A 15676-nucleotide genomic window follows, 5' to 3' on the forward strand; every position below is an offset into this window, starting at 1 on the left:
CTACATGCCTGTAGAAATTTCCGAAGGCGACCGCGTGGTGCTGGTGTCCGCGCGGGTCGGCGCCGGGCACGACGGTGCGGCTCGGGAGCTCGCCCGGTGGCTGGCCGAGCGCGGGGTGCGCGCCGACCGCGTCGACTTCCTCGACCTGCTGCCGGGCCGGCTCGGGCAGACGCTGTGCGGCGCCTACCACCGGCAGTTGCAGGTCGCCCCGCGCAGCTGGGACTGGCTGCTCGGGGCGCTCGGCTCACCGGCGCTCGCGGCAGTCGCCCGGCGGCTCGCGGCCCTCGCGTCCCCCGGGCTGGCCGAGGTGGTGGGCGACGACGCGCGGCTGGTCCTGTCGACCTACCCCCTCGCGACCCACGCGGCGGCGCACCTGCGGGCGCGCGGGCGGCTCGCGCCGGGGCTGGTGGCGTACCTGACGGATCCGTCGGTGCACCGCCTGTGCGTCAGCGCGCAGGCCGACCTGACCGTGGCGCCCAACGAGACCGCGGCACGGCAGGCCCGAGCCTGGGGCGCGGGGCGCGTGCTGGTCGCGCCGCCACTGGTCGCGCCCGCGTTCCGGCCGGTGGCCGGCGCGGCCGAGCGGACGCGGCTGAGGTTCGCGCACGGCCTGCCCTCGGATCGCGCGCTGGCCCTGGTCGTCTCGGGGTCCTGGGGCGTCGGCGAGGTCGAACGGACGGTGGCCGACCTGCGCGCCGACGGTTCGGCCGAGCCCGTGGTCGTGTGCGGCCGCAACGACGCGTTGCGCGCACGCCTGCGCAACGCGGGGCTCCGGCACGTGTTCGGCTGGGTGGACACGATGGCGGACCTGATGCGCGCCTGCGACGTCGTGGTCCAGAACGCGGGCGGGCTCACGACTTCCGAAGCCCTCGCGACCGGGCTGCCGGTGCTGACCTACCGCTGCCTGCCCGGCCACGGCCGCGCCAACGCCGCCGTACTGGACCAGGAGGGCACCGTGCCGTGGGTCCGGACACCGGACGCGCTGGGCCCGGCCTTGCGTGCCGCACTGGCCCGTGAAGCCGTGCCGGTCCTGCCGGTCGAGGTGGCCGGGTGATGCGCGTGGTGGTGGCGGGTGCGCTCGCGGCGCATGCCGCCCCGGCCGCGTTGTTCCTGCCGCGCCTGCGCACCGACGCGTTCGGTCCGGCCTTGCGTGCCGCGCTGGTCTGTGAAGCTGCGCCGGACCTGCCGGTGGAGGTGGCCGGGTGATCCGCGTGGTGGTGGCGGGTGCGCTTGCAGAACATGCCGTTCTGGCCGGGTTGTTGCTGCCGTCTATGGGTCACGACGCGTTCGGTCCCGCCTTGCGTGCCGCACTGGCCCGTGAAGCCGTGCCGGTCCTGCCGGTGGAGGTGGCAGGGTGATGCGCGTGGTGGTGGCGGGTGCGCTCGCGGCGCATGCCGCCCCGGCCGCGTTGTTCCTGCCGCGCCTGCGCACCGACGCGTTCGCCGGGGTGGGCGACCCCGGCCACGTCGCGCTCACCTTCGACGACGGTCCGCATCCGCGCTCGACCCCGCATTTCCTGGCCCTGCTGGCGAAAACCGGCACGCGGGCGACGTTTTTCGTGCTCGGGCGCGAGCTCGCCCGGTGCCCGGAGCTCGGGCGCGAGATCGTCGCCGCCGGGCACGAGCTCGCGGTGCACGGCTGGGACCACCGCTGTTTCCTGCGCCGGTTCCCGACGGCTCTGCACGACGACCTCGCGCGGACGGTCGAGCTGGTCACCGACGTCGCCGGCGTCGAGCCGCGGTGGCTGCGCGCGCCCTACGGGGTGTTCTCGGCCGGCTCCTTGGTCGCTGCGCGGAAGCTGGGCCTGCGGCCCGTGCTGTGGACCGCTTGGGGGTTCGACTGGGCCGCCCGCGCGACTCCGGCGTCGGTGGCCTCGACAGTCCACAAGGGACTTCGCCCGGGTGGCACGATCCTGTTGCACGACTCGGACGTCGCCGCCTCCACCGTCGGTTCGTGGCGGTCAGCGCTCGGCGCACTCCCGGTGATCCTGGCGCGCTGTGCGGAACGCGGTCTCACGGTGGGACCGCTGAACGAGCACGGGGTGGGCCGCGCACGAGGCCTGCTGGGCGGCTTCGATGTCGGCGTGCAACGCGATCGCGGCCTGCGCCCCGGCCCCGGCGGACCAGGCGCAGCAGCCGAGCACCACGGCGACCGCGATCGCGGTCAGCACCCCGCGGCGGCGCGGCGGTGACGTGGGGGTGTCGAGCAGCGCGCGCACCCGCTGCGGCACCGGTCCGCCCCCGGCGGCGAGCGCGTACGAGCCGCGGCTCCGGTCGGCCAGCGCGGCCTTGGCCACCGCCGTCGCGACCACGCGCCGGTCACCGACCCCGGACGCGGCGGCTTCGTCGGCCCAGCGCTCCATCGCGAACCGCACGGCCGTCGTCAGCGGGCGCACGAGGGGGTTGAGCGCCGCCGCGAGAACGCCGACCGCGGCATAGCCCGGGTGGCGCAGCCGAAGGTGTGCTCGCTCGTGCTGCAGGAGAGCCGCCCGTTCGCCGGGTTCGAGCGCGGCGAGCATCCCGGCGGACACGGCGATGCGGCCGCCGCGCCCGGCGATGGCGAAGGCCACGGGCTCCGCGCCCGGCAGGACCACCACTCCGCCTTCGCGGGAATGCTCGTCCAGCTCGGCGTGCACACGCCGGTACCACCGCCACTGGCCGTGGATCGCGCGCACCGCCGAGACCGCCGCGGCGATCAGCAGGGTGCAGCAGGCGATGGCCACCGGTGTCGGCACGGTGGCGGTGAACGTCGCGGGGGAGAAGTCGCCGAGCTCGGCGACCACCGGCAGCAGCGACAGGCCCGCGAGCGCACCCACGGCCAACGCGCCGGTGCTGCCCGCGGTGAACACCAGCGCGAGAAACGTCAGCAGCTGCGTCGCACCGCGGGGAGACAAGCGCGGCGCGAGCCAGCGCCCCACCGGCCACGACGCGGCCGGCAGGACGAGCGGAACGAGCAGGCCGGTGCCCACGGTCTCAGTCGCCTTCGCGGTCGTGCTGGAGCAGCTGCAGCAGCGCCTGCTCGTCGTCGGCCGACAGGTTCGACACGAACCGGGCCAGCACGCTCTCGCGGTTGGCCTCCCCGTCGAGCACCGCGCGCATCCGCCGTGCCGCGAGGCCAGGGGCGTCTTCCGCCGGGCTGTAGACGAACATGCGGCCCCGCTTCTCCCGCGTGACGACGTCCTTCTCGTAGAGCCGGGACAGGATCGTCACCACGGTGGTGTAGGCGAGCGAGTCGTCGCCGAGCCGTTGCCGCACGTCCGCCGCGGAGGCCGCCCCGTGCTGCCAGAGCACGGCCAGCACCTCGGCCTCGAGCTCACCAGGTCCCCTGCGCATGAGGCAAATCTACACTGGTGTCGTAGTTCACGGTGCCGTCGGCGGCCGGGACCGGAGTGAGGTGGCGAAGAAGTCACGCTGGTCGGGCTGAAGGTAGCGGGTGAGGTTGCCGGGCATGGTGGGCAGGAGCTTGTCCGGCCCGATGCCCGGCGCGTCGGGCCGGTAGCTGTTGAACGTGACCATCGGCGAGTGGATGTCGAGCTCCATGCCCTGCTGGACGCCGGCCTGGACCATGGCGTCGGCGAGGGTGTGGAGGGTGAGCCCGGTGCCGCCGACGTAGAGGAGGTTGCCGGCGCGGTCGGTGCCGAGGCCCGAGCGCCAGGTGTACTGGAACTGGTTCGACGCGCTGCCCCAGTGGCCCGCCGGGTTGAGGTCGAGGCCGGGGACCGGGGCGCCGTGGTCGATCACGAGGTCGAGGTTCTGGCGTACGGCGGTGAGGTGCGGGTTCATCGTGGCGTCGCGGCCCCACTGGGCCACGGAGACGCGCCCGGTGTCGTCGATCACGACGGACGCCATGCCGTTGTGCAGGGGTGCGACGGTGGTCCCGTCGAGGTAGTAGCCGCCGTTGCAGTCCTTCAGCTTGAACCCGGAGTTGAACGCGGCCACGAGCGAGCTGCGCATTTCGGCGGGAATCGCGGCCGGGCCCGGCCCGCCCGGGTCTTTCGTGCCGGAGAACAATTGCGTGCGCACCAGCGACTGGTTCAGCCACGCGACTCCGGCGACGACACTCGCGTGGGCCGGATCGGGCTGGATGAACGTCGTGTATTCGGCGACCTGGCCGCCGCCGCTGCGCGCGCCCGGGAGCCATTCGCCTGCACCGGCCGCCGCGGACGGGCCGACGGGCAGGTTCCGCGGGCGCGGCCCGGGTCCGTTGACGGCCAGTCCGCCCAGCGAGGGCAGGTCCCCGGCCGACGGCGGCGCGCTCGAGGGCGGGTGGCGGGTGAACCACCAGTTCTCGACGGCGTTGACCACACCGCCGAGACCGATGTCCCGCAGCCAATCCACGGTCCGGACCGACACGCTCGCGTCGCCGGGGTAGGTCAGCGCGTAGCCGTAGGTGCCGGCCGGGTAGGCCAGCAGGGCAGCGATCACCAGCAGCACGATCCGGCGCCGGCGGCGCTTCGGCCGCGGCGGCGCGGGTGGCTGCCGGGTCGCCTGCTGCGGCGGACCGGGGTGCGGCGGAACCGGGTGCGGAAAGAGCTGATCGGCGGACATGTCCGCAAGTTATTCCGGGCCCGGTGCACGCCCGGAAAGCCGCGGGTTAGGGAGAGGAAAAAACGGTTTCGCCGCTGAACGCGAACCGATTTCACCGGGGTCGTCGACAACAAAACATTCGGCCCAGGTTAGCGGGAGGCAAAATGATCGTGGTGCGCACCGGAACCCGGGAATGCGGATATTGTCGGGGCATGGCCCGAGTTCTCCTCGTCGAAGACGACCGCACCATCGGTGAGGTCCTGCACACGAGCCTGACCCAGCACGGGCACGAAGTCGCGTGGCACACGCAGGGCCGCACCGCCCTGCACGACGCCGCGAAGCAGCCGTGCGACCTGGTCCTGCTCGACCTCGGCCTGCCCGATCTCGACGGCACCGAGGTCTGCCGCGAGCTGCGCGGCGCGTTGCCCGCGTGCGTGATCGTGATGCTGACCGCGCGCGCCGACGAGATGGACGTGGTGGTGGGCCTCGAAGCGGGCGCGGACGACTACCTCGTGAAGCCGGTGCCGCTCGGCGAGCTGCACGCGCGCCTGCGGGCGCACCTGCGGCGCCATTCGACCGACCGGAGCCTGGGCGAGATCACCCTCGGCCGGCTGAAGATCGATCCGGCGGCGCGGCGGGTCACTGTGGACGGTGGCGAGCTGGCCTTGCGCGCCAAGGAGTTCGAGCTCCTGCTGCGGCTGGCGCAGGAACCGGGCAACGCCGTGAGCCGGGAGACGCTGATGGCCGACGTCTGGGACGCGCACTGGTTCGGCTCCACCAAAACGCTCGACGTCCACATCGCGACGCTGCGGCGCAAGCTGGCCGACGCCGGCGCGCCGGGCCCGATGCCCGAGATCGCCACCCTGCGCCGGCACGGCTACCGGCTCGAGGAACCGGAAGGGTGAGCGCGTGCGCCGCCGCATCGTCCTGACGACGGTGCTCGCCGCGTTGGTCGCGATCGGGTTGTTCGGGGTCCCGCTGGCGGTCGCCGTGGCGCGGTACTTCGTCACGGCCGAGCGCGCCGAGCTGGAACGCGCCGCCGACTCCTACGCGCTCGACGTCTCGGGCGACATCCTGCGTCACCGCACCCCGGACCGGACGCCGAGCACCGAAGACCCCACCTCGGTCGCGGTGTACAGCCCCCAGGGCACGTTGCTCGCCGGCGCCGGCCCGGCCACGCTCGCCGAGGCCGGGGAAGCGGCGGGCGCCGACGGCGTCGTCCCCGCGGACACCGCCGACGACCTCGTGGTGGTCGTGCCCATCGACGACGACGGAACGGTCGTCGCGCTCGTCCGCGCCGCCACCGCGCGGACCGAGGTCTACTGGCACACCGGCCTGACCTGGCTCGGCATGGCGGGCCTGGCCGTCGTCGCGCTGCTGTCGGCCTACCTGGTGGCCCGCCGTCAGGCGCGCCGGCTGGCGCGTCCGCTCGAGAAGCTGTCGGCGACCGCGCGGGACCTGGGCGACGGCGACTTCAGCATCCGCGCGGACCGGGCGGGCATTCCCGAGATCGACTCCGTCGGGGAGTCCCTCGACTCCACCGCCGTCCGGCTCGACGACCTGCTCGCCCGGGAACGCGCTTTCTCCGCCGACGCCTCCCACCAGCTGCGCACGCCGCTCGCCGGACTTCGCCTGCAGCTGGAAGCCGCGCTGGAGAACCCTCATGCGAACCTGCGTGACGTGGTCGAGGCCGGCGTCGCGACCACCGGGCGGCTCGACCGGACCGTCACCGACCTGCTCGCCCTGGCCCGCGACACCCCGCCGGTCCGCGCCGCCACCGCCGCGGCCGACGAGCTCGCCGCCATCGAGCTGGAGTGGGCGCCTGCCCTGGCCGACCACGGGCGCGCGCTCGTGCTCACCGTCGAGCCCGTCGTCGCGGGCGCGCAGCTGTCCGGCCCGGTGCTGCGGCAGATCATGACTGTGCTGCTGGACAACGCATTGCGCCACGGCGCCGGCACGGTCACGGTCACCGCCCGCGACGCCGGCGACGTGCTCGCCGTCGACGTCGCCGACGAAGGCGAGGGGATCACCCCGGGCACCGACGTGTTCCACCGCCGCTCTCCGGGCGCCCGGGGGACGGGGATCGGCCTCGCGCTCGCGCGCCGCCTGGCCGAAGCCGAAGGCGGGCGACTGCGCGTGACTCGCCCGCAGCCCGCCGTCTTCACGCTGCTGCTGCCGCTCGAGCCCTGACCGAAGCTACTACGTTCGTGTAGAATTTCGGCGAGAGTTTCGGACCCCAGCTCGGCCGGGAGGAACCATGACCGCAGACGAGTCCCGCGCGGAGCGGGCGCCCGAGGGCATCCGCTGTTCCGACGCCGAGCGCGAAACCGCCGCCACGGCGCTGCACGCGGCCGTCGGCGAAGGCCGGCTGTCCCTGGCCGAAGTCGAGGACCGCACCGCGACGATCTACGCCGCCCGCTTCCGCCATGAGCTCGACGCGGTCCTCGCCGACCTGCCACGTTCCGCCGCGCCCGCCCCCGCCTCCGGCTGGCGGCCCGTGCTGACGCTCGCCGCCCACCAGCTGGCCGCCGACTTCACGACCCTCACCGGCCGCAGCGCCACCGCCGGCTCCCGCCGCCGGGCCTTCCTCATCGCGGCCACCGTCCTCACCTTCGTGGCGCTGCTCCTCCTCGCCGCCCACGGCATCACCGACGACGGCCCCCACCACGGCTTCGGCCACGACTGACCGTGGCCGGTCAGCGGTCCGGTTGTTTGTCCTTTGTGGACGCTCGGGCGACCAGCACCACGACGGCCGCGACGCACACCAACGGCGCAACCCCGGCGACCGCGCGCGCCATGATCACCGGCACCCCCGCGTGGGCAACCGGACCACCCACCGGCCCCGGCGGCGGGGTGAACCGCAGACGCGCGTCCAGGTGGTGCCAGCGGGTCACTTCGAGGTAGATGATGCGCCAGCTGCCCACCCACGCCGCCCCGGCTACCGCAAGCAGCCACCACAACCCCCGGCGGGTCATGGCGTGCGTTCGAGCAGCGCTGCCCGCAGCTTGGGCGCGGGGCGGCCGGGCATGCCAAGCACTGCAACGCCGGTGCGGCTCGCGCCGGCGGGGAGACCCGGCGGCAAGCCTTGGCGGCTCATGGTGTGCGTTCGAATAGCGCGGCCCGCAGTGTCGGCGCGGAGATGCCGACGGTCGCCAGGATCGGTGGGCACGAGGCCGCCAGGCGTGCCGACCACGACGGCGCCGAGGTGGTTGGCGCAGGCGGGGAGACGCGACGAAAAGCCCTGGCGGGTCATGGTGTGCGTTCGAGCAGCGCTGCCCGCAGCGTCGGCGCGGAGATGCCCAACGCTGCCAGGATCGGCGGCACCAAGCCCTCAGGCGTGCCGACCACGACGGCGCCGAGGTGGTGCGCGCCGGCGGGGGACACGCCGCGGCGTCCGGCCTCGGTGACGGCGGCCTGGAGGCAGGATCGGGCCCGGCCGGTGATCGGGAGGTGGCCGGGGAGCTTCGGGTGGCGTCGGGTGCGCGGCGAAGGTGCCGGGAAGGGGCCGAAGTTGGCCTCGACGGCTTCGCGGACCGCGTCCAGGTCGATGCCGATCGCGGCGAGGGCGGCCGCGTCCACGTTGGCGAACGGGGGGCGCGGCCCGGCCAGGAGGCGGTCGGTCTGGGTGGCCACTCCGGCGGGGGTCAGGCCGTACTCGCGGGCCACCTCGCCCACACGGGTCGGGGCGTCCGCGACCGCGAACAGCAGGTGCTCGGAGCCGATCCCGGGATGGCCGAGCGCGCGGGCGCGTTCCTGGGCCGTCCGGACCAGGGCGCGGGCGTCGTCGGCGAACTGCCGGTTCCTCATTTCGGCCCCCGGATTCTGCGGCCGTGCTTGCGGTGCACCGTCTGCTTGCTCACGCCGAGCCGGGCCGCGATGTCCTGCCACGACCACCCCGACAAGCGCGCCCGATCCACCTGCAGCGTCTCGAGTTCCTCGGTCAGCGCCCGCAACGCCGCCACCGCCCGCAGCCCGACGTCGGGGTCGGAACTGGCCGCGCTCTCGGCGATCTCTGCTCGTGTCTTCATATCGTCAACATAAGCTGACGACACCCGAGGTGTCAACATAAGCTGACGATCGCCCGAAAAGGGCCGGCCGGAACGAACGGCCGGCCCCCGGGATCAGGCGCCGCTTCGGGCCGGCGCCGCGTGGTGGCGGCTGATGTTGCGTTCCAGCAAACCGAGCGACTGCGCGACCCCGACCCCGTCGGCGCCGAGCTCGGGGAGCCGCCCGTCGTCGTGGCGCAGGCGGATGAGGGCGTTGTCCATGGCCTCCTGCGCGGCGAACAGGCAAGGCGTGCTGTAGATCGCGACGTCGACCCCGAGCGCCGACAGCTCAGGCAGGGACAGGCGCGGCGACTTGCCGCCCGCGATCTGGTTGAACAGCAACGGTTTGTCGCCGATCACCGTCCGGATCTCCGTGATGGCCCCGGCGGAGCGGACGCCGTCGATGAGGACCACGTCCGCGTCGGTCCGGGCCAGGGCTTCGGCGCGGCGGAGGATCTCGTCGTGCTCGGTGGCGTCCGTGCGGGCGACGACAACGAGATCCCGGCGGGCGGACAGCACGAGGTCGAGCTTCTCGAGGTACTCCTCCAAAGGCAGGACCTGCTTGCCGTCGACGTGGCCGCACCGGCGGGGCCGCTTCTGGTCCTCGAGGATGACGCCGGACGCGCCGAGCTGCTCCAGCTGCTGCACGACGTGGCCCGCGACCTCGGGGTCGACGTACCCGTCGTCGATGTCGACGAGCAGGTGGTGGCGCGGCAGCGCCAGGCGCAGCCGCTGCACGAAGGCGACCATGTCGGGCCACGCGATGAACCCGATGTCGGGCAGCCCGTAGTGGGACGCGGCGAAGCCGAATCCCGAGACGAACAGTCCGTCGTAGTGCTGCGCCGCGACCGACGCGGAGAACATGTCGAAGACGCCGATGAGCGGGGTGATCGAGTCCGAGCGAATGGCCGAACGAAGGCTTTCGCCGTGACGCACCTTGATCTCCTTGGAATGGGATGTGGATGATCTTGGTACCGATGGTGGCCGGGGCCGGGTTAACGGCTCCCTATCGTGCGGAAGGCTTGCGGCAAGACGGTTTCCTCGATCGGGTGGTGTTCGGCGTACCCTCCGAGCGGGTGAGCCGCGGTTACCGCGCGACGACCTCCGCGACCTTGCTGAGCGGCTCGGACAACGCGTCCACCGCGGCCGCGAACTTCTTGATCTGCTCCTGCGTCAGCTCGGTGTACAGCTTGAACGTGTCCCCCGTGCGCTGGGCGTCCAGCAAGGTCTGCACGGCCGCGAACCGCGTGTCGAGTGTTGCCACCAGCGCGGGGTTGCGCTGCGTCAAGACCGGGCGCAGGGCCTGGATCGCACCCTTGGAACCGTCCACATTGGCTTGGAAGTCCGACAGGTCGGTGTGGGAGAACGCTTCTTCCTCGCCGGTGATCTTGCCCGTCGCGACTTCGTCGAGCAGGCTCTTGGCCCCGTTGGCCAGATCCAGCGCGCTCAGCCGCAGCGCGGACGCTTTCTGGCCGAGGGTCGTGACGTCGGCGACGAGCCGGTCGGCGATCGCGGCGGAGTCCGGCCGCAACCCGGTGACCCACAGGTCCTTCTCCAGGCGGTGGAAGCCCGTGAACCGCTGCCCCGGCTGGAGGTCGGCCTCGCGCACGTCGACGGCCGGGTCGAGATCGCCGAACTTGGCCGCGACCGGTTCGATCCGCTCGTAGTAGACGCGGGTCCGGGCGTACTGGGCCTTTGCGGCGGCGACGTCGTGGGCCTTGACCGCCGTGGCGAACTTGCGGGTTTCTTCGGCGAACGCGCCGGTCTGGACGGAGACGTAGCGGGCGTAGCCGCGCGCGGCCTCGGCGAGCTGGGCGTTGGCGTCGGTGCCCTTGGCCGCTCCGCCGGTGACGGTGAACGGGCCGCGGATGCCGGCGCCGGCCATCCCGGGTTTGCAGGCCGTCTGGTAGGTGCCGCCGTCGGCGATCTCCACGATCAGGCGCCGGGTCAGCCCGGGCGCGATGTTCTCCACTTCGCCCATGATCCGATCGCCGTCACCGTAGAGGTAGAACTCGGTGACTTTCGTTCCGTGGTTGGCGATCTGGAACGTCAGGTTCCCCGCCGGCGCGCTCGTCGCCGACACCTGGCACGCGGAGTCCGAGGCGGTGACCGTGATCGGCGCGGCCGGCGTGCCGTTCGCCGCGGAGGGCGGTGCGCCGCCGCACGCCGAGACGAGCGCGGCCAGCGTCGCGCCCGCGCTCACTGCCGGGCCGGTCCGTCCGGTCTTGACCATCGTCACTCCTTCGGGTCGCGGGCCGCGGCCGGCTGCGCGGTCGCCGTCGTACGGGACTTGTCGCGCGCGGGGCGCAGGAACAGCGGCAGGACGATCGCGACGTAGGCCACCCAGGCGATCGCCTGCAGAACCGTGGTCTGCTGGGAGTAGTTGAAGATGCCCTTGAGCAACGCGCCGTACCACGAGGTCTCGGGCACCACGGCCGATGCGTCGAACGCCAGCGTGGACAGCCCGGGAAGGAAAGCGCCCTCCTGCAGGTCGTGCAGCCCGTATCCCAGGACCCCGGCGGCCACGAACACCAGCAGAACTCCGGTGACCTTGAAGAACTTGCCCAGGTCGAACCGCAGCGCGCCGCGGTAGAGCAGCCAGGCCAGCGCCACCGCGATCACGATCCCGGCCGTGAAACCCAGCAGCGGCAAGGCGGTGTCGCCGCGCGCGGTCTGCACCGACGCGTAGAAGAAGACCGACGTCTCCAGGCCCTCCCGCCCCACCGACAGGAACGACACGAGCACGATCGCCGCGGGCCCCAGCTTCAGCGCGTTCTCCATCTTCCCGCGCAGCTCGGCCGAGATGTGCCGGGCGGCCGTGCGCATCCAGAAGATCATCACCGTGACGAACGCGACCGCCACGATCGACAGCACACCCCCGACCAGTTCCTGGTGCTCGAAGGTCAGGTTCGCCGTGGTGTAGGTGAGCACGGCGCCCACGGCCACGGACAACACCACCGCCGCCACGACGCCGGGCCACACCCAGCGCAGCGCCGCCCGCCGGTCGGTCTTGACCAGGAACGCCACCAGGATGCTCACGACGAGCGCCGCCTCGAGCCCCTCGCGCATCCCGATCAAGAGGCTGGAGAACAACACTGCGCGGCTCCTCGGGGTCACTCGACGGTCGGACCCCGCCAGTCTTTAGGTAAGCCTCACCTGAAATCCAGGCTGCGGCCGCCGATTTGTCCAGTTTTTTAATCGGGACAAATCGGACGAGAACACGAGGCTCCCATCGGCCGAGGAGGATCCATCGTGGAGCGACGAAGGGCGCGCATCAGCCCGGGCAAAGACGCGTCCTCGGCTGCGCGCCTCCCGAACTCCGGAGCCCGGCCAGGTCCTCGCGATGCGGTGCTCGGTCGGCCACACTGGACCGATGCACTACGTCCGCCGGGTGCCCGCGCCGCCGCTGGACCGGTTCGTCGACGACGTCTACTGCCTGACCGGGGTGCCGCGCCACCGTCGGATGATCGTGCCGCCGATGCCGTCGGCGCACTTGTTCCTCAACCTGGGCGCGCCGTTCCTGCTGCGGGATTCCGACCCCTCGATGCCGGTGGTGCCGGTCCTCGGCGGGTTGTTCGCGGGGGTGTGGACCAGGCGGTTCCTCGTCGAGTACCCCGGCCTGGTGCGGCTGGTGGGGGTGCACTTCAAGCCGTGGGGGATCTCGCCGTTCGCCAGGGTGGCGGCGAACGAGCTGCGGGACCGGTGGGTGCCGGCCGACGCGGTGTGGCCGCGGTCGGTGGATCGGCTTCGTTACCACCTCGGCGACCTCACTTCGGACACCGAGATGCTCCGCGTGCTGGAGGAAGAGCTGCGCTCGGCGCTGGCCGAGGGCCCGCCGCGCGGGCTCGATCTGGTTCAGCACACCGCCGGGCGCCTGGCGGCCGCCGGCGGGGCGATCCCGGTCGGGGCGCTGAGCGGTTCGGCCGGGGTGAGCGTCAACCACCTGGCCACGCAGTTCAAGGCGCACGTCGGCCTCACCCCGAAGCGGGTCGCGCGGATCTACCGCTTCGCGCGGCTGATCCTGTCGGTCGACGCGCGGGGGCCGGTCGACTGGCCGGGTCTCGCGCACACGGCGGGCTATTTCGACCAGGCGCACCTCAGCCGGGAGTTCAAGGACTTCACCGGCCACACCCCGACGGAGTACCTGGCTCTGCGGCGGCGGATCCCCGCCGAGCGGGACTTCCCGCCCGACCACGGTCCGATGCCGGCCGAGTGAATTTTTACAAGCCCGCGGCCACGGGCGGACGGCAAGATCGGCGCGAGGCGACCCGAGGAGTGAATGTGGGCACGGTGATCATGAACAGCGTGGCGTCGGTGGACGGCTTCATCGCCGACGAGAAGGACGACGTCGGTCCGCTCCACGACTGGTACTTCAGCGGTGACGACCCGATCATCGACCGCGGCGGAGGCGAAGACGAGGCAGGCTTCGACCATTCCGGAGCCGGAAACGCCTTCAAGGTTTCAACCGCTTCGGCCGATTACGTCCGGTCGACGTGGGCGACGATCGGCGTGATCGTGATGGGCCGCCACCTGTTCGACCTCGTGAACGGCTGGGAGGGCAAACCGCCCGCGGGCGAGCACGTGGTCGTGGTGTCGCACCGGCCCAAACCCGAGGGCTGGCACCCCGAGGCGTCCTACCACTTCGTCGACGGCGTGCCGGCCGCGATCGACAAGGCCCAGGAGCTCGCCGGCGACCGGACCGTCGCGGTCAACGCCGGCGAAGTCGGCGGCCAGATTCTCGCGGCCGGCCTCGTGGACGAGGTGGCGATGGACGTCGTCCCGGTGGTTTTCGGGTCGGGCAAACGCTTCTTCGGCGGCATCGACAGCCGGCACCTCCTGGACGACCCCCACGTGGTCATCCCCAGCGACAGGGTTCTGCACCTCCGGTACAAGGTGCGCCGCTAGGTCCGGTGCCCGGTGCGGCTCAGGCGAAGCGGGCGGCCAGCTCCTTGGCCTTGGTGACGGCGTCCTCGTGCGCCCGGGCCAGGGACGCTTCGTACCGGCGGACAGCTTCCGGCCCCCACGCCCGTTTCACGGCGGAGGTGAGCTCGGCGATGATGAACTCGACCTCGGTGATGCCGAAGTAGGTGGCGAAAAGCGTGGTCAGGTAGGGGACCACGAAATCCCCGCCGTCACGAGGGGTGCCGGGCCGGTAGGTGCTGCCGCGGCTGGAGACGACCACCACCGGCGTGCCCGCGGCGGAGGGCCGCTCACCGATGATGCGACCGGGGACCATCACCTGGTCGATCCAGGCCTTGAGCGTGCTGGGAACCGTGAGGTTGTACATCGGGGCGGCGATCAGGACGACGTCGGCCTGTTCGAGCTCACGGGCCAGCGTGGCCCGCAGCGGGTCCTCGTTCCCGGCGGTGAACCCGTCGTCGGTGATGTGGGGGAGCGGGTCGGCGGCCAGGTCGCGGTGGATCACCGTTCCGTCGGGGTGCTGGGCCTCCCACTCGCCGCGAAAGGCGGCCGTCACGGCACGCGAGGTGGACGCGTCGCCGGGCCAGATCGAGCTGTCGAGGTGCAGGAGCGTGGGCATGTACTGGTGACTTTCGGTGCGATCGAGCGGTTTTTTCGGCAGCCGCCGTGGCCACCAGCCTGCCTGGCGCCCGGCAGGCTGGTGGGGGCGAGCTCAGGCTGCGACGTGGTAGCGGCTGGTGATGGCGACGCGGTTGAAGGCGTTCATCACCGTGACCAGCCAGGAGACCGCCGAGATCTGGTCTTCGGTGAGCTCGGCTGCGGCGGCCGCGTAGTCCTCGTCGCTGACGTGTCCGTCCGCGACGCGGGTGATCGCCTCGGCCAGGCGCAGAGCGGCGCGGTCCGTCGCCGAGAAGTAGCCGGTCTCCTCCCACGCGGGCAGCACGGCGATCCGGTCGGGGTTCTCGCCCTTCTTGAGCGAGTCACGGGTGTGCATGCGCAGGCAGAACGCGCAGCCGTTGATCTGGGAGGTGCGGATCCGCACCAGCTCGACCAGGAGCGGGTCGAGCCCGGCCGCGACGGCGCCGGCGTCCGCCTCCGTCGAAAGGGCGATGAGGGCCTTGTAGGAGGCCGGGTGCTGCTTGTCGATGCTGACGCGCTGGGTGTTCGTCACAGTTGCTTCGATTCCTTCGTGTGGTCCGAGCCGCGCCCTCCGGGCGCGTCGTGCGTTCTCGGCAGGGAGACGAGGCAGCCCCTCCGGACGTGACAGCTCAGACCCGCGAAAGTTTGTCCGGGTTCAGGACCCTGCGGTACGCCGTGATCAGACCGTCCGTGATCTGCACCGTGTCGACGGAGTACACGCTGCCGTCGCGGCGGAACACGAGACCGAGCTCGCCGCCCACCTCGACGAGATCGATCCGGTCCGGACGCCACTGGTGACCCACGCGCACCATCACCTCGGCGATGCGCTCGCCGCCGTGGATGAGCTTGCGTGCGGCCGAGACCTTGCCGCCGCCGTCGGTGACGTAGACGGCGTCGGGGTGCAGGAGCCGGACCAGGCCGGCCAGGTCGCCGGATTCGTAGGCGGCGCGGAAGGTCGCCAGCACCCGTTCACGCTCGGCTTTCGTTGCCTGCGAAGGGGACTGCTTCGCCTTGGCCACCCGCCGCCGCGCCCGCGAGGCGAGCTGCCGGGCCGCCGGCACGGAGACGTCCAGCACCTCTGCGATCCGCCCGAACTCGAAAGCGAAGACGTCGTGCAGGACGAAGGCCACCCGCTCCGGCGGGCTCAGCTCCTCCATGACGAGCATCATCGCCGCGCCGACGGACTCGTCGACGAGCACCGGCTCCGAAGCGTCCGGTCCCGTCAGCAGCGGCTCCGGCAGCCACGGCCCGACATAGGCCTCCCGGCGCGACCGGGCGCTCTTGAGGATGTCGTACGACCGCCGCGCGGCGACCGTGACCAGCCAGGCCCGCAGGTCCTCGACCTCGCGCAGATCGGAGCCGGCGGCCCTCAGCCACACGTCCTGGGCCACGTCCTCGGCGTCGGCGACGCTTCCCAGCAGCCGGTAGGCCACGCCGAAGACCGCAGGCCGATGCGTCTCCCACTCGGCGCCGAGCCTGTCCTCCTGCTCGGACAGTCCGGGCGCATGCCCATCACCCATGCAGACCGCAACCTCCTCCGGCACG

At 72.4% G+C, this 15676-nt stretch carries 20 protein-coding genes and 1 pseudogene; 9 read left to right on the plus strand and 12 right to left on the minus strand.

The window, feature by feature from the left end:
- Nucleotides 1–4: 4 nt before the first annotated feature.
- The 4 genes and pseudogenes from ACFY1H_RS32590 to ACFY1H_RS32605 form a co-directional block, all read left to right on the plus strand.
- The gene (locus ACFY1H_RS32590; protein WP_386952822.1) at nucleotides 5–1054 is read left to right on the plus strand and encodes a hypothetical protein; all 1050 of its coding nucleotides are present in this window, start codon (nucleotides 5–7) and stop codon (nucleotides 1052–1054) included.
- Complete coding sequence (locus ACFY1H_RS32595; RefSeq protein WP_386952825.1) at nucleotides 1054–1206, plus strand: hypothetical protein; 153 nt, start codon at nucleotides 1054–1056, stop codon at nucleotides 1204–1206. Before ACFY1H_RS32590 ends, ACFY1H_RS32595 begins: the two co-directional genes overlap by 1 nt.
- Complete coding sequence (locus ACFY1H_RS32600) at nucleotides 1203–1358, plus strand: hypothetical protein (RefSeq protein WP_386952828.1); 156 nt, start codon at nucleotides 1203–1205, stop codon at nucleotides 1356–1358. The genes ACFY1H_RS32595 and ACFY1H_RS32600 overlap by 4 nt, the downstream gene beginning before the upstream one ends.
- A pseudogene (locus ACFY1H_RS32605) lies at nucleotides 1358–1801 on the plus strand (polysaccharide deacetylase family protein); the annotation flags it as partial. The gene ACFY1H_RS32600 and the pseudogene ACFY1H_RS32605, both read left to right, overlap by 1 nt.
- 159 nt (nucleotides 1802–1960) lie before the next feature.
- Here the strand turns inward: ACFY1H_RS32605 and ACFY1H_RS32610 are convergent.
- From ACFY1H_RS32610 to ACFY1H_RS32620, 3 genes are read right to left on the minus strand one after another with little or no spacing between them, the layout of a single operon-like run.
- Nucleotides 1961–2968, minus strand: a complete 1008-nt coding sequence (locus ACFY1H_RS32610) for a M56 family metallopeptidase (RefSeq protein WP_386952831.1) — start codon at nucleotides 2966–2968, stop codon at nucleotides 1961–1963.
- Between the two features lie 4 nt (nucleotides 2969–2972).
- Nucleotides 2973–3332: a BlaI/MecI/CopY family transcriptional regulator gene (locus tag ACFY1H_RS32615; RefSeq protein WP_366582773.1), complete on the minus strand. Its 360-nt coding sequence runs from the start codon at nucleotides 3330–3332 to the stop codon at nucleotides 2973–2975.
- Nucleotides 3333–3359: 27 nt separating this feature from the next.
- Nucleotides 3360–4547, minus strand: coding sequence for a hypothetical protein (locus tag ACFY1H_RS32620; RefSeq protein WP_386952834.1), 1188 nt, complete (start codon nucleotides 4545–4547; stop codon nucleotides 3360–3362).
- 191 nt (nucleotides 4548–4738) lie between these two features.
- Between ACFY1H_RS32620 and ACFY1H_RS32625 the strand changes: the two genes are divergently transcribed.
- The 3 genes from ACFY1H_RS32625 (at nucleotide 4739) to ACFY1H_RS32635 (ending at nucleotide 7212) form a co-directional block, all read left to right on the plus strand.
- On the plus strand, nucleotides 4739–5431 hold the full coding sequence (locus ACFY1H_RS32625; protein WP_386952837.1) for a response regulator transcription factor: 693 nt from the start codon (nucleotides 4739–4741) through the stop codon (nucleotides 5429–5431).
- 4 nt (nucleotides 5432–5435) lie between these two features.
- The gene (locus ACFY1H_RS32630; protein WP_386952840.1) at nucleotides 5436–6716 is read left to right on the plus strand and encodes a sensor histidine kinase; all 1281 of its coding nucleotides are present in this window, start codon (nucleotides 5436–5438) and stop codon (nucleotides 6714–6716) included.
- A 67-nt stretch (nucleotides 6717–6783) separates the two neighbouring features.
- Nucleotides 6784–7212, plus strand: a complete 429-nt coding sequence (locus ACFY1H_RS32635) for a DUF1707 domain-containing protein (protein WP_366582777.1) — start codon at nucleotides 6784–6786, stop codon at nucleotides 7210–7212.
- Between the two features lie 10 nt (nucleotides 7213–7222).
- Here ACFY1H_RS32635 and ACFY1H_RS32640 read toward each other — a convergent pair whose 3' ends face one another.
- The 6 genes from ACFY1H_RS32640 to efeU form a co-directional block, all read right to left on the minus strand.
- On the minus strand, nucleotides 7223–7501 hold the full coding sequence (locus ACFY1H_RS32640) for a hypothetical protein (protein WP_366582778.1): 279 nt from the start codon (nucleotides 7499–7501) through the stop codon (nucleotides 7223–7225).
- 274 nt (nucleotides 7502–7775) lie between these two features.
- Complete coding sequence (locus tag ACFY1H_RS32645) at nucleotides 7776–8333, minus strand: Clp protease N-terminal domain-containing protein (RefSeq protein ID WP_386952844.1); 558 nt, start codon at nucleotides 8331–8333, stop codon at nucleotides 7776–7778.
- On the minus strand, nucleotides 8330–8554 hold the full coding sequence (locus ACFY1H_RS32650; RefSeq protein ID WP_364179631.1) for a helix-turn-helix domain-containing protein: 225 nt from the start codon (nucleotides 8552–8554) through the stop codon (nucleotides 8330–8332). The genes ACFY1H_RS32645 and ACFY1H_RS32650 overlap by 4 nt, the downstream gene beginning before the upstream one ends.
- Before the next feature lie 93 nt (nucleotides 8555–8647).
- A complete protein-coding gene (locus ACFY1H_RS32655) occupies nucleotides 8648–9508 on the minus strand; it encodes an isocitrate lyase/PEP mutase family protein (RefSeq protein WP_366582780.1) in 861 nt (286 codons plus the stop codon).
- A gap of 151 nt (nucleotides 9509–9659) precedes the next feature.
- Nucleotides 9660–10805, minus strand: coding sequence for an iron uptake system protein EfeO (gene efeO / locus ACFY1H_RS32660; protein ID WP_386952849.1), 1146 nt, complete (start codon nucleotides 10803–10805; stop codon nucleotides 9660–9662).
- A 2-nt stretch (nucleotides 10806–10807) separates the two neighbouring features.
- Complete coding sequence (gene efeU / locus ACFY1H_RS32665) at nucleotides 10808–11668, minus strand: iron uptake transporter permease EfeU (RefSeq protein ID WP_386952852.1); 861 nt, start codon at nucleotides 11666–11668, stop codon at nucleotides 10808–10810.
- A 277-nt stretch (nucleotides 11669–11945) separates the two neighbouring features.
- Between efeU and ACFY1H_RS32670 the strand changes: the two genes are divergently transcribed.
- Both ACFY1H_RS32670 and ACFY1H_RS32675 read left to right on the plus strand, forming a co-directional pair.
- Nucleotides 11946–12788, plus strand: coding sequence for a helix-turn-helix domain-containing protein (locus ACFY1H_RS32670; RefSeq protein WP_386952855.1), 843 nt, complete (start codon nucleotides 11946–11948; stop codon nucleotides 12786–12788).
- 65 nt (nucleotides 12789–12853) lie between these two features.
- Nucleotides 12854–13477: a dihydrofolate reductase family protein gene (locus ACFY1H_RS32675; RefSeq protein WP_366582784.1), complete on the plus strand. Its 624-nt coding sequence runs from the start codon at nucleotides 12854–12856 to the stop codon at nucleotides 13475–13477.
- Between the two features lie 19 nt (nucleotides 13478–13496).
- Here ACFY1H_RS32675 and ACFY1H_RS32680 read toward each other — a convergent pair whose 3' ends face one another.
- The 3 genes from ACFY1H_RS32680 to sigJ all read right to left on the minus strand — a co-directional run bounded on the left by ACFY1H_RS32680 (nucleotide 13497) and on the right by sigJ (nucleotide 15651).
- On the minus strand, nucleotides 13497–14111 hold the full coding sequence (locus ACFY1H_RS32680; RefSeq protein WP_386952858.1) for an FMN-dependent NADH-azoreductase: 615 nt from the start codon (nucleotides 14109–14111) through the stop codon (nucleotides 13497–13499).
- 93 nt (nucleotides 14112–14204) lie between these two features.
- Nucleotides 14205–14663 (minus strand): carboxymuconolactone decarboxylase family protein, encoded by a 459-nt coding sequence (locus tag ACFY1H_RS32685; protein WP_366582786.1) that lies wholly within the window; start codon nucleotides 14661–14663, stop codon nucleotides 14205–14207.
- A gap of 97 nt (nucleotides 14664–14760) precedes the next feature.
- Nucleotides 14761–15651 (minus strand): RNA polymerase sigma factor SigJ, encoded by an 891-nt coding sequence (gene sigJ, locus ACFY1H_RS32690; RefSeq protein WP_386952862.1) that lies wholly within the window; start codon nucleotides 15649–15651, stop codon nucleotides 14761–14763.
- Between the last annotated feature and the right edge of the window lie 25 nt (nucleotides 15652–15676).

It is taken from the genome of Amycolatopsis sp. NPDC001319 (genome assembly GCF_042896185.1).
GTDB lineage: Bacteria > Actinomycetota > Actinomycetes > Mycobacteriales > Pseudonocardiaceae > Amycolatopsis.

What these genes read in the sequence shown, in the direction of transcription:
- ACFY1H_RS32590 (WP_386952822.1), top strand. Translation starts at nt 5, where the DNA reads ATGCCTGTAGAAATTTCCGAAGGCGACCGCGTGGTGCTGGTGTCCGCG.
- ACFY1H_RS32595 (WP_386952825.1), top strand. Translation starts at nt 1,054, where the DNA reads ATGCGCGTGGTGGTGGCGGGTGCGCTCGCGGCGCATGCCGCCCCGGCC.
- ACFY1H_RS32615 (WP_366582773.1), bottom strand. Translation starts at nt 3,332, where the DNA reads ATGCGCAGGGGACCTGGTGAGCTCGAGGCCGAGGTGCTGGCCGTGCTC.
- ACFY1H_RS32620 (WP_386952834.1), bottom strand. Translation starts at nt 4,547, where the DNA reads ATGTCCGCCGATCAGCTCTTTCCGCACCCGGTTCCGCCGCACCCCGGT.
- ACFY1H_RS32625 (WP_386952837.1), top strand. Translation starts at nt 4,739, where the DNA reads ATGGCCCGAGTTCTCCTCGTCGAAGACGACCGCACCATCGGTGAGGTC.
- ACFY1H_RS32635 (WP_366582777.1), top strand. Translation starts at nt 6,784, where the DNA reads ATGACCGCAGACGAGTCCCGCGCGGAGCGGGCGCCCGAGGGCATCCGC.
- ACFY1H_RS32640 (WP_366582778.1), bottom strand. Translation starts at nt 7,501, where the DNA reads ATGACCCGCCGGGGGTTGTGGTGGCTGCTTGCGGTAGCCGGGGCGGCG.
- ACFY1H_RS32645 (WP_386952844.1), bottom strand. Translation starts at nt 8,333, where the DNA reads ATGAGGAACCGGCAGTTCGCCGACGACGCCCGCGCCCTGGTCCGGACG.
- ACFY1H_RS32650 (WP_364179631.1), bottom strand. Translation starts at nt 8,554, where the DNA reads ATGAAGACACGAGCAGAGATCGCCGAGAGCGCGGCCAGTTCCGACCCC.
- efeO (WP_386952849.1), bottom strand. Translation starts at nt 10,805, where the DNA reads ATGGTCAAGACCGGACGGACCGGCCCGGCAGTGAGCGCGGGCGCGACG.
- ACFY1H_RS32670 (WP_386952855.1), top strand. Translation starts at nt 11,946, where the DNA reads ATGCACTACGTCCGCCGGGTGCCCGCGCCGCCGCTGGACCGGTTCGTC.
- ACFY1H_RS32680 (WP_386952858.1), bottom strand. Translation starts at nt 14,111, where the DNA reads ATGCCCACGCTCCTGCACCTCGACAGCTCGATCTGGCCCGGCGACGCG.
- sigJ (WP_386952862.1), bottom strand. Translation starts at nt 15,651, where the DNA reads ATGGGTGATGGGCATGCGCCCGGACTGTCCGAGCAGGAGGACAGGCTC.